Source organism: Bradyrhizobium sp. MOS001 (genome assembly GCF_004634465.1).
Classification (GTDB): Bacteria; Pseudomonadota; Alphaproteobacteria; order Rhizobiales; family Xanthobacteraceae; genus Bradyrhizobium; species Bradyrhizobium barranii.
This window is the reverse complement of sequence record NZ_SPVJ01000004.1, coordinates 77,089-89,527: the sequence shown is the minus strand read 5'-3', so window position 1 is coordinate 89,527 and position 12,439 is coordinate 77,089. Positions and strand designations below refer to the sequence as shown.

Sequence of the window (12,439 nt, the reverse complement as noted above, 5' to 3'; positions counted from 1 at the left end):
GTCTCCCGAATACGAGGCCGTTTGGTATCCCGATGATCATCGTGCCGTGGCAAGGCCATATCGCTTGCGAAGGGTGGCGACGCACTGGGAGGCCGCCGAGCTGATGACGAGGTAGGCCACCGCGACGACGAGGTACATCTCGACGAGACGTCCATTGAGCTGAGCGAGCTTGGAAGCCGCGCCCAGAAGATCCGTCAACGACAGCACGTAAACGAGAGACGTGTCCTGAAACAGGATGATCGTCTGGCTCAGGATGATCGGGCTCGCCACGCGAAGGACTTGCGGCAGAACGACATGGCGATAGGTGTCGTAAGTCGACAGCGCGAGCGCCTGGCAGGCCTCGAACTGACCTTTGTTCACGGCCCGCAGTCCGACGCGGATGATCTCGGAGTAGTAGGCGGCTTCAAACAAGCCAAAGGTGATGAACGCCGTGTAGGTCGCCCCGATCGGAATCGGGCGGCCGCTGCCGCTCAGGTGCCCAAGCACGATCGGCACCAGGAAGAAGAACCAGAAGAGAACCAGGATCAGCGGGATCGACCGGATGATCGCGACGTAGCCGCGGACGATCTGCGCGAACACCGGGACCTCGAAGTGCTGTACCAGCGCAAGACAGGTTCCGAGCACCATGCCGATGGCGAATGCGGCCGCCGTGAGCGAAAGCGAGAACAGCAGGCCCGACCAGAGATAAGGCCACGACTGCGCGACGATCGAGAAATCGAGGGTATTCATTTCACGGTCTCCATGGCGCCAGGCAGAGCGCTGCCTTGCTGCATGTCGGCGGCGAGATCCTGTTCAGCAGTGAGCTTCACCGGGGCGCTCCCCGGAATCCTGACGGCCTTGTCGATGAGCGTCATGATCTGATACGCAACCAGCGCCAGGCAAAGATAGATGATCGTCGCCGCGCCGAATGCCGAGAATGTCTGGAACGTTGCCTCGCTGATCTGGCGCGCCTGTGCGGTGAGCTCCATCAAGCCGATCGTGAGTGCGACGGAGGTGTTCTTGTATATTCCCATCACCTCGCTGGTGAGGCTCGGCACGATCAGGCGCAGAGCCTGCGGCACGACGATGTACCGATAGGTGAGGTAGCCACTGAGGCCGAGAGCGTTGGCGGCCTCGATCTGCCCCTTAGGAAGCGCTTCGATGCCGGCCCGGACCTGCTCGGCTATCCGAGACGCCGTGTAGAGTCCGAGGCAAAGGAGAGCCGGGAAGAACGATGCCCAAGGCGGCGGCATCTGCTTGATGGCATTTCCGAGCGCGGTCGGCACCACCTCCGGGAAAACGAAGTACCAGAGGAACATCTGCACCAGGACAGGGATGTTTCGGAATATCTCGACGTAGAGCCGGGCCGGAATCGAGACGAAACGATTCTGGACCGTGCGGCCCACGCCGACGAACACGCCGATGCCGAATGCGATCCACCAGCCGAAGAAGGCCAGAGCCAGGGTCCAACCGAGACCCGACAGAAGCCAGTCGATATAGCGCTGGCCGTCTGCCGCCTGTTCAAAAAGCACTCCGAACATCGCGAGCCTCCGGGTTGCAGGTGCGGACGAGGATGACTTTCCGGGACGATCAGCTCCGTCAATCAGTCGACGGCATCGCTGGGATGTGCGATCCGCTCCATCAACTCATCGGTGAGCGGGAATGCGAGGTTCTCACCCTTGGGCGGGATCGGCCTGGTGAACCATTTCGCGTAGGTCTTCTCGAATTGGCCGGATGCCATCTGCTTGGAGAGAACGTCGTCGACGAGCCTCTTGAAGCCGGCATCGCCCTTGGTGAACATCAGCCCATAGTAGATCTTCGCGTAACCCTCGGAAAGGAACAGGAGCGTGTCCGGATTCGGCGCCGCAGCCTTGAGCCCGGCGAGAAGGATATCGTCCTCCATGAAGGCGACGGCACGGCCGGTGTTCAGCATGAGGAAAGATTCCGCATGGTCCTTGGCCTGGACGATGTTGAGGCCGAGCTGCTCCTTGACGTTGACGCTCTGCGCGAAACCTACCGCGTTGGAGCCTTGCGTGGCGACAACCGTCTTGCCTTTCAGGTCGCCGGCGGTCTTCACGCCACTGGCGGCCTTGACGAGCCAGCGCGGCTGGCTGACGAACGTTGCGACCGAGAACGAGACCTGTTCCTGCCGCTTCTTGTCGTTGGCGGTGCCGCCGCATTCGATGTCGACAGTCCCGCTCTGGATCAGGGGAATCCGGTTCGAGGAGTTTACCGGCGTGTAGTTGACTTTCAGACTGGGCAACTTCAGCTCCTCCTTGATGCGATCGACGATCGCCGCGCAGAGATCGAGCGAGAAGCCGATCGGCTTCTGATCCGGCCCGAGGTACGAGAACGGTATCGAAGCCTCACGGTAGCCGATCGTGATCGAGCCGCCGGATTTGACCTTGTCGAGCGTCGGGCTGTCGGCTGCCGCGGCCGGGCTTGCGTTGACAGCCAGGAGCGCCGGGAGAAGTCCCAATAGCTGAACGAGCTTCTTCATGGTTCTTGCCTTCCCATCGTTTGTCAGATTCAAGCTGCGACGGACGGGCGTCCGAGCCCTCGCCGGCGGATGACGTCGATCAGGCGATCGATGTCAATGGCGTTGTTGAACATGCCGAGCGAGACGCGAATGCCATCTCGTTCGGGCGACACGCGCACACCGTTCTCCTCGAAATGGCCGAGCCAGTCTGCCGCGGGCAGGGCGATGACGTAGATGTGCGGAGCGCGATGCTTGCGCTCGCGCGGACCAACGAGGCGGACGCCCAGCTCGTCCAGGCGCGCAATCAGGTGATCGCCGAGATCGAAGCAGTGGTTCTGGATGTTCTGCACCCCGATCTGCTCGATCATGTCGAGCGAAGCACCGAGGGCGTGGACTGCGGGCAGGTTGAAGTTGCCGAGCTCGAAGCGCCTGGCGGCCGGCGAGGGCGCCATTCTGTCGGCACGCGCGATGAGATCGCTCGGCATCTCGGCGAGGCTCGCAGCCGCCAGATAGGCCGGCTCGAGCTCTTTGAGCGTCTTGTCCCAATAGAGCAGCCCGAGCCCTTGCGGAACCAGTAATCCCTTGTGGCTGCCGGAGCCGATGAAGCTTGCGCCGATCGCCTTGGCGTCAACAGGCACGACTCCGATGGCCTGCATCACGTCCACCACGAAGTGGAGCTTGTTCCTGACGCACATCGCGCCGACGCTCTCGATATCAAAGCGGTGACCGGCGTGAAAAGTCACATGCGACATCGAGATCGCACGCGTCCTTTCGTCGATGAAGGGAGCAAAGCTGTCGGCGTCGACGACTTCCGTCATCGGGATGAAGCGGACCTCGACGCCTTTCCGTTGCAGATTGAGGAACGCGTAGGCGTTGTTCGGATGATCGCCGTGGATCATCAGGACGTTGTCGCCGGCCTGTAGCGGCAGTGCGTTTGCCGCAATGTTCATGCTTTCCGACGTGTTTTTCGTGAAGGCAATCTCATCCGCCGTCACACCGAGAAAGCGGGCGACCTTGGCACGGGTCTGCTCGACCCGATCGAGCCAGATGCTCTTCGGACCGGCTGTCTCGAAGCCCTCGCGCAGGAAAAGCTCGATCGCGGCCTTCACGGGACGCGCGAGCGGCGTTTGAAACCCGGAATCCAGATAGACCATCCGTTCGACGGCGGGGAATTCCTTCCTCACGGCGTCCACGTCATAATGACGAGACATGCACATCTCCTGTTGAGCGCGCCGGCAGAACTTGGCTCCCGGCCAAGCGGCGGAGCGCGATTTTCGGAACGGCGAGACCGCACTGCACAATTTCTGGTCAATCGCCGGTGACGCCAAGAATATGAGCTTTCAGGATTTCGACAATCGATTATGTCGAATTTCAATAGGTTTTATTCCGAAAAATGATAATACTTGGCGTTGATCTTGATTTCACTTCCAGTTTTGGCCGGGTGGGAAATGACGAAGCGAATTGGGAAGGATGGACCGTTGGACCGGGCTTTCGCGATCGTTCGGCATGTTGCCGACCAACGCAAAGCCGTCTCGGCCGCGGAGATCGCAAAGGCTCTTTCGCTGCCGCTTCCAACGGCACACAGGTTGATCGGAAACCTCGAAGACCGCGGATTGCTTCAGAAGGCGTTGGGTACCAAGCGGTACGTTGTGGGCAACCAGCTCGTCACACTGTCGGCCACCGTCATCGGCGCTGCGTTTCGTACTGCGCGGCGGCATGCGGTGCTTCGGGCGGTCGCGGGAGAAATCGGCGAACAGTGTGAGATCGGCGTCGTACGCGACAACGTCGTTGCCTATGTCGACAGCGTTCGCGTTTCGGAGCCGCAAGGTCTCCAGTTCAATCCGGGGGAAGCGGCGCCGTTACACTGCACGTCGACCGGAAAGATCTATATGAGCAGACTGCCCGAGCGGATCCGGGCGAAGCTGTGCCGCGCGCTACCCCTGACCAAATTCACCGAAACGACGATTGTCGATGTCCACGCGCTGATGAAGGTTCTCGAGGAGACGCGACAACGCGGCTGGGCCAAGACAAACGAAGAGTACGTCAAGGGGGTGGTGGGGTGCGCCGTCCCCATTCTCTCGCCGGATCGGGAATTGATCGCTTGCCTCGGCGTCTCTGTACCGGTGGCCCGCGTGAGCTTCGCCGAACTGGACCGGTTCATAGCGCCGCTTCAAAAGGCCGCCGCTCTGCTATCCGACACCATTCTGCAAGTTGAAGACGACGATGGCGCAGATGCCCAATGATGGCATGATGCCTGGGCCTCTGCGCCATAGCCGCCGTTAGCCGGGCCGACGTGCCTGCCGCGCGCTGGTGCTGCGCAGCCCGCCGGGCGCCCCCACTCACGCCGGGGTTGAGGCCGTATTGACCTCACCGGAGGCCGTTTACCCCTCAATCTCTGCGATCGCGTTTAAGCGACGTTAATGATGTCCTCTCGATATGGAACATCCCACTCCGTTGCACTCCCTGTTTGCGGATTGCCCGTAAGTGTTGATTAAGAAGGCCATATCCATATTCCAGCCTGCGATTGGCGGGCTGACCGGCAGCGGTAATCCCACCGGTTGCCCCGATCAAAGACTTTAGGAATTGCTCTCTGCCGCCACGACGGCAATCAGGATGAAGGTCATGCTCCGCCGGGTAGTGCTCCGTTTCGCAAGAGACCGGAAGGCCAACATCGCCGTTATCTTCGCCCTCACGATGGTCCCGATCGTCTTTCTCCTGGGCATGACGCTCGACTACACGCAGGCCGTCCGCAAGCGCGAGCAACTGAACGCAGCCGCCGACGCGGCCGCGATCGCAGCCGTGCGGCCGGCGATGCTGACCCAGACCGACAAGACGGTCGTCCAGGCGACCGCCGCAGCCGTCTTTGCAGCGAAGGCGAATCTTCCCGGTCTGACGGCGACGCCGACGCCGACCATCACCGTCACGGATTCCGGCCTCGCACGAAGCATCACGGTTTCGTACACTGCGCAGTCCGTCAATAATTTCCCCAGCGTTCTCGGCAAGCAGACCTGGGACGTCTCTGGCTCCTCAACGGCGAAGGCGTCGAGTGCGCCCAACATGAATTTCTACCTGCTGCTGGACGACTCGCCGTCGATGGCGCTTGCTGCGACGCAGGCCGACATCACCAACATGATCGCGGCCACGAAGAACCAGCCCAGCTACGCGAAGAATTGCTCGTTCGCCTGCCATGAGGCGCGTCCCAACAACGCAACTGCCAGCTCGACGAACAAGGACAATCTCACCGTCGCACGCGCAAACAACATCACGCTGCGCATCGATCTCGTGACCAACGCCGTTACGCAATTGCTGAAGGGACCCTGGACGTGCCCGCAGGCGGGTGTGACGGGCGGCGTCATGCAGTGCATGTCGGCGCTCAACAACACGACCTACAAGGCCGCCATCTACACCTTCGACTACGCCCTCAACACGATTCAGGTGCTGACCACGCCGGACACCGCCGCCACGAAGATCAACAACATTCAGCTCCTGACGGTCGACCACCAGAACTGCCCCATTGTCGATAGCAAGGGCAACTGCACCTACACCACCGACTACGGCACGGATATCTCGGGCGGGCTCACGGGCGTCAACACCGTGATGCCTGCGCCAGGCACCGGCACCAATCAGGCGGGCGATACGCCGCAGGAAGTGGTCTTCCTCGTCACCGACGGCGTCGAGGACAAGCTCATCCCGAAGACGGGGGGCTCCTGCGACCCCAATGCCACCTATGCGCTTCCGACAGCCAACTCGACGACCTTGCGGTGCCAGCAACCGCTCGACACGACGGTCTGCACGACGATCAAGAACCGCGGCATTCGCATCGCGGTCCTCTACACCGAGTATCTGCAGCTGAGCGACAGCTGGTACACGAGCCGCATCTCGCAGTTCAACAATCCATCCTCGTCGACCGGTACGATCGCGACACGGCTGCAATCGTGCGCGTCGCCCGGCCTGTATGCGAGCGTGCAGACAGGTGGCGACATTTCCGCGGCGCTGACCAACCTCTTCATCAAGGTTGCGTCCAGCACGGCCAGCCTCGTGCAGTAGGGAAGGGGCCATGACCCGACAGGTCACGACAACGAAAAGACGCCGCAACCGCTGCGCCGCCTTCGCCGGCGATAGCCGCGGAGCCACGGCCGTCGAATTCGCGCTCGTTGCCGCGCCGTTTCTCGCCCTCATCATCGCGCTCATCCAGACGTTTCTGGTTTTCTTTGCCCAGCAGATGCTTGAAACCGTGGTGCGCCAGTCGGCGCGTCTCGTCATGACGGGGCAGGTTCAGTCGGCGCAGATGAACCAGGCGGTTTTCAAGCAGAAGGTCTGCGATCAGATCGTGATCCTGTTCAATTGCAGCGGCCTGATGGTCGACATGCAGGTCGCGACGTCCTGGTCTTCCGCGAACACGGCGACGCCCACGCTGACCTTCGACGGCTCGGGCAATGTGACCAACAGCTGGCAATACAATCCGGGCGATTCCGGCGATATCGTCGTTCTCCGCGTCATGTATGTCTGGCCGGTCGTGCTCGGGCCGCTCGGCTTCAATCTCTCGAACCTTAGCAATGGCAACCGGCTGCTCATGTCGTCCGCCGCGTTCCAGAACGAGCCAGGAGCTACCTGATGATCTCCGCCCTGTCGTCTCGCGCTCGGCAGATGTTGACCGATGTACGCGCTGTTGCAGCGACGGAGTTCGCCATCGTGACGCCGTTCATGCTGGTGCTCTATGTCGGCGGCGTCGAGCTCGGGAACGGGCTCGCCATGAACGTCAAGGTCAGCGCGACCGCGCACAGCGTTGCCGACATGATCTCGCAGAACACGGCCGTCACGTCGACCCAGATGGACGGCATTCTCGCTGCGGCGAGCTCCATCATGGCTCCCTATCCCATCAAGAACGGCAGCACCTCGCTGATGACGATCACGGTCTCCGAGGTCTCGACCGACAGCAATGGCAACGCGACGGTGCAATGGAGCAAGTCGACCAGTACGTCGGGAGCGAGGGCCGCCGGTCAGCAGATGACCTTGTCGTCCTTTACCGCGCCGGGCGGTACCAGCAATGCCAACATCTCGCTCATCCTGAGCGAGGTGTCCTACGACTACGCGCCCAACCTCGGCTTCACGATCGCCGGCACGGTGAAGCTGTCCGACAGCTATTACCTGTTCCCCCGCTGCTCGACGAACACCCCCGCCACGTCGAGTTTTCCCTATTACGACGTGAAATATCCGGCGGCGAAGACCTGCACCTGCGTGCAGCACTTGCAGCAGAAGACCTGTTAGTTTCACGGAACGCGGTCGAAAGAAGCCGGATGCCGCTGAGGCAGGCTTCTGTCCCGATTTCCTCCCGGCCCCTGTGCGGAATTGCGCACCGGGCCGGATGACATTGGAGTAAACGCTTACGCCGCCACAGTGGCGCGGTCGAGCGCTGCGATCAGCTTTGCCGCGATGGGATGGTCGGACCGCGGATTCTGGCCGGTGATCAGCTCGCGGTCCTCGACGACGTAAGGCTCGAAATCGACGGCGCTTCGGCTGACCTCGGCACTCGCAGCTCCCAGCGCGTCCGGCATGGTGAAGTAGATCTTGCCGTGCAGGAACTGCTCCTCGATCGGTATCTCTTCCGAGGCGGTGAACACCGTCATCTTGTAGCCCGCATATTGCCAGCCCTTGCCCAGCTCCGCGACCTTGGCCTTGTCGCCGGCGATCAGGGCGGCGCGATAGGCCTTGGCGTCGGGCAGGGCGGCCAGAGTTGCGATCGGTCCGTGGCAGAGCAGCGCCGTGATCTTCTTCCGTTCGTGGAAATATCGCAGAATCTTGCCGAGCTCGGGATCCTGCATGAGGTCGACGACCGGACCCTGCCCGCCGGGGACAAAAACGGCGGCATATTGATCCAGTCCTCCGTCCACGATCGCGCGCAACGTGCGCACGTTGGTCATCGACGGGTCCTTGTCGAAGAAATCGCGTCCCCGCCGGTAGGCCTTCTCGTCGCCGCCGAAATGGGCCGCATGATCGGAGGCCGGATCTATGTACGGTTGCTTGCCGTTCGGCGTCGCCAGCACCACCTCGTAGCCGGCATCGATCACGGCCATCGCCGGCACGACGGTTTCATTGAGGTATTGGCCGGTCGGTCCGGTGCCGCCGCCCTGGATTTCGATACGGGTGGCATTGGAGCCGACAACGAGCACTTTTCCTTTGGACATGGTGTCTCCTGCGATTTGCTTGATCGTCTTGCGGTTAGAACTTCATAACAATCCGGCCGACGCGAACGGCAACCTGACGCGACGACCGTTCTGGCGTTTCAAGCAACGACTGGAGCAGATCGGGCGGAGCACGCCGCTTCGCTCCGCAAGCTCGCCCCGAAGGCTCCTGCGGAGGGAATAATCTGTCGCTGCCGAAGAAGTAAGCGGCTTCGCTGATGGCGCGCGCGCCAGCCTCCCAACGTCATTCCGCGCGCAATTTAGGGGATGCGGCGTAGTCTGGCCATGTGGCGCGATCGGCCTGGAGCGGATGCATCGTGCGATTTTGCAATGATGCCATCATGCTCCTGTTTTGCCCGACGAGTCAAGTTTACTTCGGTAAAACGTAAGTCATTGATCCGCCACGCGCCGGCTACTGTGCATGGGGTTGTTTTCGCAGTTTTTGTTTGGAGCAGCCCGCGCGGGGTGCTTTACGCGCTCTCCGTCTCCCGGTGCACGTCGTGCACCACGAGGCCCATGCCTTCGTCCGGCATCTTGATCCAGTCGCGGCGCTTCAGCGTGCGCTTGGTGTCCTCGTAGCCGCTCGTCCAGTGCTCGCGCATCGAGGTGCCCGAGAACTCATGGTCCTTGGCGTCGCCCTCATAGGCCTTCTGCTGGTAGATCAGGTGCAGGATCGCGATCTCCGGCATGCGGCGCAGGCTCGACTTGAGCTGGCGATCCTCGTCGGAGAGCTGCTCGTCCGGGACTTTCGCCAGGGCCTTGTAGAGCAGAACCTTGAGGTTGTGGGTGCGGCGGTAGACGTCGGTGTTGTGGCGCGTGCGCGAGGAATACATGATGTCCTTGTGGCGGGCCATCACGTCCTGGATCGAGCGCGGCAGCACGCCCCGTGCGCTGAACAGGTCGACCTGGAACACCAGCGAGTTGAGCGCATCCTCCTGGTCGAGCAGATGCTGGAGCGGCGTGTTGGAGACGATGCCGCCGTCCCAGAAATGATCGGTTCCGATCCGCACCATCGGCAGCGCCGGGGGCAGGGCGCCGGAGGCCATGATGTGCTCCGGCTCGATCTCGTCATGGGAGTTGTCGAAATAGATGAAGTTGCCCGAGAGCACGTTGACCGCGCCGACCGCGAAACGGACCTTCTTCTCATTGATGAGGTCGAAGTCGACGAGCTCCAGCAGGCTCTCCTTCAGCGGCATCGTGTCGTAATAGCTGGTGGCGGTGCGCGCGCCGACCGGGCTGAACCAGGGATTGACCTGGTGCGGGGTGAAGAAGCCGGGCTGGCCCATCGCCGACGTCATCCACGCACTGGTGAGATTGCGCCACTGGCGGAAGATGTCGCCGTCGGGCGTGTAATGCCAGATCTTGCGGTTGGTGATGCGCTCCCAGAAGATGCGCAGCGCCTCCAGCCGCTTCTCCGGCTTGTTGCCGGCGATGATGGCGGAATTGATTGCACCGATTGAAACACCGCAGACCCAGTCGGGCTCGATGCCGGCTTCGTGCAGCGCCTGGTAGACGCCGGCCTGGTAGGCGCCGAGCGCGCCGCCACCTTGCAGCACCAGCGCGACGCGGTCGCAGCGTTCGGGGCGCCAGCCCCGTGCGGGAGGCTGATGCGTCTGATGAGCCGGTTGCGACGTGCGGGCGTCCATGGGTGCCTCCTAGCGTGGACCAAACGATTGCGTCCGGCAGTGACGGCGTGATGACAATTTCAGCGCCGATGCATCGTCTGCATGCAGGCCGACCGCAGCGGGAATGGCGGGAGGTCGTGCGCCTGACGGAAATCCTTCACATCGCGGTCAATGACGGTGGCTAGCAATTTGCGATCCAGGCCTGACGCCGCCGGGCGGGCATCACACACAGGAGATCAGGATGCGCAGGGAAGACGTGCTGAGACTTCCGTCCATGCCGGCGGCGGGGCCGAGCTATCCGGCCGGGCCCTATCGCTTCGTCAACCGCGAATTCCTCGTCATCACCTACGAGACCGATCCGGAGCTGATCCGCGCCGGCCTGCCTGAGCCGCTGGAGCCGATCGACCAGCCAATCGTGCATTACGAATGGATCAAGATGCCGGACTCCTCAGGCTTCGGCAGCTACACCGAATCCGGCCTCGTCATTCCCGCACGCCTCAACGGCGAGGAAGTCAATTTCGTCTCGCAGATGTATCTGGACGATGATCCGCCGATCGCGGCGGGCCGCGAGATCTGGGGCTTTCCCAAGAAATACGCCCATCCCAAGCTCGAGATCGTCAAGGACACGCTGACGGGCACGCTGGAATATGCCGGCCAGCTCGTCGCCATGGGCACGATGGGCTACAAGCACGAGAGCATGGCCGGCAACGGCGATCGCACCCGTGCGACGCTGTCGAAGACGCAGATCAATCTGAAGATGATCCCGGGCGTCGACGGCCGTCTCGAAGTCTGTCAGCTCGTCGCGATCAACCTCATCGACATCGTGCCGAAGGGCTCCTGGATGGGGCCCGGCCGGCTGCATCTGGTGCCGCATGTCAACGCGCCGGTCGCGGATTTTCCGGTCCGCCGCTGCCTGGGCGCGCACCACTACATCGCCGATCTCACGCTGCCGTTCGGCCGCGTCGTGCACGACTACGTCAAGGAGGCCGAGGCGGTGGCCGCGACGGGGCTGGCCGCGGAGTAGGGTGGCACCATCATCAAACTGTAACAAAGCCGTAATTGAGTACCCGTGAGAGGTCCGGAAGATGCCGTCAGCCATCTTCCGGAAGCGGGGCATTTGTTGACGGTTGGGGTTGGCCATGGCTGAGCCGGCGAAGCTTGTCAGCGCGATATCGGATTCCGTGCCTGCCATTCCCGGCCTGGTCTGGGCGTTCCGGCTGCACGGCGACGGCAGTGCCGAGGCGCTGCCGATCGACCAGCCGATCGAGTTCAGCCATGACGGCCGGCTCTGGCTGCATTTCAACCTGACCGATGCGCGCGCACGGCCCTGGATCGCAGCGTCACGGCTGCCGCCGCTCGCGCGTGACCTTTTGCTGTCCAACGACACTTTCCAGCAGCTTCACGTCATCGACCACTGCGTCTACGGCGTCTTCTCCGATCTCGTGCGCGACATCGACAGCGCGACGGAAGAGACCGCGTTCCTGCGTTTCGCCATGACCGAGCATCTTCTCGTCAGCGGCCGGCATCAGGCGCTGTGCTCGGCCGATGCGACGCGCCGCGTGCTCGAAGGTGGCTACCGCGTCGACAACGTCGCCCATCTCCTGGAAAAGATCGTCGACGAGGTCGCCGACACGCTGGACCGGATGGCGGACAAGCTCGGCCAGGAGGTCGACGACATCGAGGAACGGATTTTGGCCGACGACGCCAAGCCGGAGATGCGCCGCAATCTCGGCCGGCTGCGCCGGACCTGCGTCAGGTTGCATCGCCAGCTCACCGGCCTGCGCGTGCTGTTCCACCGCCTCGATCAGAAGAACACCGATCATCTCGCGCCGGCCTTGCGCATCCACGCCGGCAAGCTGGCGCAGCGGCTGGACGGGCTCGATCACGACATCGTCGAGCTCCGCGAACGCAGCCGCCTGCTCGAGGAGGAGCTGCGCTTCAAGAACGAGGAGGAGAGCAACCACCACCTCCACACGCTCTCCATCGTGACCTCGCTGCTGCTGCCGCCGACCCTGATCACCGGCATCTTCGGCATGAACACCAAGGGCCTGCCGCTCACCGACGTCGAGAGCGGATTTCTCTGGGCGGCGCTCCTGATGGCCTCGTCGGTCGGCGCGGCCTATCTGTTCATGCGGCGCACGGGTATCTTCAGGTAGCGTACGCAGCCGGTATCA

The 12,439-nt window shown here is 62.4% G+C and carries 12 protein-coding genes; 6 read left to right on the top strand and 6 right to left on the bottom strand.

The genetic code is table 11. The features are described from left to right. Positions 1-36: 36 nt before the first annotated feature. From CT676_RS08145 to CT676_RS08130, 4 genes are all read right to left on the bottom strand, one after another. Positions 37-729: an amino acid ABC transporter permease gene (locus CT676_RS08145; RefSeq protein WP_135214339.1), complete on the bottom strand. Its 693-nt coding sequence runs from the start codon at positions 727-729 to the stop codon at positions 37-39. Further along, positions 726-1,520 carry an amino acid ABC transporter permease gene (locus CT676_RS08140; protein ID WP_135214338.1) on the bottom strand — a complete coding sequence of 265 codons (795 nt, stop codon included), beginning with the start codon at positions 1,518-1,520 and terminating at the stop codon, positions 726-728. The genes CT676_RS08145 and CT676_RS08140 overlap by 4 nt, the downstream gene beginning before the upstream one ends. Positions 1,521-1,582: 62 nt before the next feature. Further along, positions 1,583-2,479, bottom strand: a complete 897-nt coding sequence (locus CT676_RS08135) for an amino acid ABC transporter substrate-binding protein (protein WP_135214337.1) — start codon at positions 2,477-2,479, stop codon at positions 1,583-1,585. A 29-nt stretch (positions 2,480-2,508) separates the two neighbouring features. Next, positions 2,509-3,669 carry an aminotransferase class V-fold PLP-dependent enzyme gene (locus CT676_RS08130; RefSeq protein ID WP_193560874.1) on the bottom strand — a complete coding sequence of 387 codons (1,161 nt, stop codon included), beginning with the start codon at positions 3,667-3,669 and terminating at the stop codon, positions 2,509-2,511. A gap of 237 nt (positions 3,670-3,906) precedes the next feature. On the opposite strand from CT676_RS08130, the gene CT676_RS08125 reads away from it, so the two are divergent. The 4 genes from CT676_RS08125 to CT676_RS08110 all read left to right on the top strand — a co-directional run bounded on the left by CT676_RS08125 (position 3,907) and on the right by CT676_RS08110 (position 7,726). Further along, a complete protein-coding gene (locus tag CT676_RS08125; RefSeq protein WP_135214426.1) occupies positions 3,907-4,701 on the top strand; it encodes an IclR family transcriptional regulator in 795 nt (264 codons plus the stop codon). A 379-nt stretch (positions 4,702-5,080) separates the two neighbouring features. Further along, positions 5,081-6,505 carry a pilus assembly protein TadG-related protein gene (locus CT676_RS08120; RefSeq protein ID WP_071917521.1) on the top strand — a complete coding sequence of 475 codons (1,425 nt, stop codon included), beginning with the start codon at positions 5,081-5,083 and terminating at the stop codon, positions 6,503-6,505. A gap of 10 nt (positions 6,506-6,515) precedes the next feature. After that, complete coding sequence (locus CT676_RS08115) at positions 6,516-7,073, top strand: TadE/TadG family type IV pilus assembly protein (protein ID WP_135214335.1); 558 nt, start codon at positions 6,516-6,518, stop codon at positions 7,071-7,073. After that, on the top strand, positions 7,073-7,726 hold the full coding sequence (locus tag CT676_RS08110) for a TadE/TadG family type IV pilus assembly protein (protein WP_028157690.1): 654 nt from the start codon (positions 7,073-7,075) through the stop codon (positions 7,724-7,726). The genes CT676_RS08115 and CT676_RS08110 overlap by 1 nt, the downstream gene beginning before the upstream one ends. 116 nt (positions 7,727-7,842) lie before the next feature. Here the strand turns inward: CT676_RS08110 and CT676_RS08105 are convergent, their stop codons facing one another. Together CT676_RS08105 and CT676_RS08100 are read right to left on the bottom strand one after the other, a co-directional pair. Next, the gene (locus CT676_RS08105; RefSeq protein ID WP_135214334.1) at positions 7,843-8,643 is read right to left on the bottom strand and encodes a type 1 glutamine amidotransferase domain-containing protein; all 801 of its coding nucleotides are present in this window, start codon (positions 8,641-8,643) and stop codon (positions 7,843-7,845) included. A gap of 467 nt (positions 8,644-9,110) precedes the next feature. Further along, complete coding sequence (locus tag CT676_RS08100) at positions 9,111-10,286, bottom strand: patatin-like phospholipase family protein (protein ID WP_135214333.1); 1,176 nt, start codon at positions 10,284-10,286, stop codon at positions 9,111-9,113. A gap of 220 nt (positions 10,287-10,506) precedes the next feature. Here CT676_RS08100 and CT676_RS08095 point away from each other — a divergent pair, with 220 nt between their 5' ends. Together CT676_RS08095 and CT676_RS08090 are read left to right on the top strand one after the other, a co-directional pair. Beyond that, the gene (locus CT676_RS08095) at positions 10,507-11,289 is read left to right on the top strand and encodes an acetoacetate decarboxylase (RefSeq protein ID WP_028153388.1); all 783 of its coding nucleotides are present in this window, start codon (positions 10,507-10,509) and stop codon (positions 11,287-11,289) included. Between the two features lie 115 nt (positions 11,290-11,404). Further along, the gene (locus CT676_RS08090; protein WP_135214332.1) at positions 11,405-12,421 is read left to right on the top strand and encodes a transporter; all 1,017 of its coding nucleotides are present in this window, start codon (positions 11,405-11,407) and stop codon (positions 12,419-12,421) included. Positions 12,422-12,439: the final 18 nt, after the last annotated feature.